At 71.3% G+C, this 2144-nt stretch carries 2 protein-coding genes; both read right to left on the bottom strand.

The features are described from left to right. Positions 1 to 336 (bottom strand): hypothetical protein (locus tag VGD93_RS06035; protein WP_395010207.1); only part of this gene is annotated, 336 nt, incomplete at its 3' end. A 300-nt stretch (positions 337 to 636) separates the two neighbouring features. Beyond that, the coding region (locus VGD93_RS06030) for a putative PEP-binding protein (RefSeq protein WP_395010205.1) at positions 637 to 2144 on the bottom strand (1508 nt) is incomplete at its 5' end.

The following is a 2144-nucleotide window of genomic DNA, read 5'->3' as shown; positions in this document are numbered from 1 at the left end:
CGCAGCGGCCACCGGGGCAACTGCGGCGGGCGCCGCCGCGACCGCGGCTGCGGGCTGGCGCAGCGCGGCGAGCCGGGCGCGGATGGCATCGAAACTGCTCGCCACCGCCATGACGTCGGGCAGGGGGCGCTGCCGGTCCTGTTTTTCCGCGCGGTTCGGCCCGGAGAAGGCACCGCTGCTGAAGATGTCGTGGATGGTGCCGGGGGCGACGACGGCGCCCGACATGGCCAGTACGGCGCCCGGCCCCTCGCCCGTGCCGCCGAGCGAGCCGTAGGCCGGACCGGCGGCCCCCGTGGTCAGCCCAGCGTAGGAAAGGACGGCGAAGCAAGCACCCACCGTGGCTCGGAGGAGCGCATGCTCGGCATGAGCCCTCGCGGCTCGTGCGGACCTGACTGCTGGGGCCATCAAAACGCTTTACTATCGACGCAACGCAACTACCGACGGCCCCGGCAACGGCGCGCCAACAGCGCGCACCCCTGCCGCTCCAGACACGCCCCGCCTACACTGGCGCGTGTCCAAAATGCCGACGTTCGGGATAATGCGGGGTTAGGGTTAGCTTCCGGTAAACGCGCAAAGCTGCGACGCTCGGGCCAGGCCTTTGCGGCACCTCCCACGGGACCGGACCGCTGCGCGGGTTCAGGCGGAGGCGGGTTGCTGCGCCAGCGTCAGCCGGGCCACCGGCACGCGATAGGGCGAACAGCTGACATAATCGACGTCGAGGCCGGAAAAGAAGCGCAGCGACGCCGGGTCGCCGGCGTGCTCGCCGCAAATGCCGATCTTGAGGTTGGGGTTCGCCGCCTTGCCGCGCTCGATGGCGATGGAAATGAGTTCGCCGACGCCCCGTTCGTCGAGGGTGACGAACGGATCGAGGTCGTACAGGCCCTTGCGCTGGTAGGCGGCAAGGAAGGCCGGGGCGTCGTCGCGCGAAATGCCGTAGGTCGTCTGCGTCAGGTCGTTGGTGCCGAAGGAGAAGAAGTCGACGGCCTGGGCAATGTCGCCGGCCCTGAGCGCGGCGCGCGGCAGCTCGATCATGGTGCCGAAGGCGAAGCGTGCGCGCGCCTCGGGAGGCAAATCGGCGGCGTCGACCGCGGCCATGACGCGCTCGCGCACCCAGGTGACCTCGCGCACGGTGGACACGAACGGCACCATGACCTCGAGCGCCACCGGCTCGGCCTGCCGGCGCGAGGTCTCGCGCACGCCGGCGAGCAGCGCCTGCATCTGCATCTCGAGGATTTCCGGATAGGTGATGGCGAGGCGCACGCCGCGATGGCCCAGCATCGGGTTGACCTCCTCGAGCCGGTCGAGGCGGAGCCGCAAGGTGCGCACGGCAAGCCCCAGCGAGCGGGCGGTCTCGTCGATGTCCTCCTCGCCCCGCGGCAGGAATTCGTGCAGCGGCGGGTCGAACAGGCGCACGCAGACCGGCCGCCCCTGCATCGCCGAGAACAGGCTGGAAAAGCCCCCGATCTGGATATCGACGAGCGCGCTCAGGGCTTCGGCGCGGTCGTGCTCGTCCTCGGACAGGATCATGCGGCGCAGCGCCACCATGCGCTCGCGCGAGAAGAACATGTGCTCGGAGCGCGCCAGGCCGATGCCCTCGGCGCCGAAGCTGAGGGCGGTGCGCACCGCCTCGACGGTCTCGGCGTTGGCGCGCACCTCGATATCGCGGCTGGCGTCGGACCAGCCGAGCAGGCGCGAAATGGCGCCCCCGATATGCGGCTGGCTGAGGGGCAGCGCGCCCAGATAGACGTTGCCGTCGGTGCCGTCGATGGTGATGCGGTCGCCGGCACGGAAGCTGCGCTCGCCGATGCGGCAGGTCATTTCCGCCAGATCGACGCTCAGCGTGCGGACGCCGGCGACGCAGGGCGTGCCGGTGATGCGGGCGACCACCGCAGCGTGGCTGGTCATGCCGCCGCGGGCCGTCAGGATGCCCGTGGCCGCCTTCATCCCCTGGATGTCGGCGGGCCCGGTCTCGGTGACGACGAGGATGCAGTGGCGGCCGCGCGCCCGCATGCGCGCCGCGTCCTCGGTGGTGAAGACGATGGCGCCGCTGGCGGCGCCGGGCGACACGCCCAGCCCCGAGGCGACGATTTCGGCATCGTCCGGCGACTTGAGGCGCGGGTGCAGCAGCTGCTGCAGCCGCGCCG

The sequence above is a fragment of the Devosia sp. genome, from assembly GCF_036406155.1.
Classification (GTDB): domain Bacteria; phylum Pseudomonadota; class Alphaproteobacteria; order Rhizobiales; family Devosiaceae; genus Devosia_A.
Note: the sequence above shows the minus strand (reverse complement) of the source record. Positions and strands in the feature narration are given on the sequence as shown.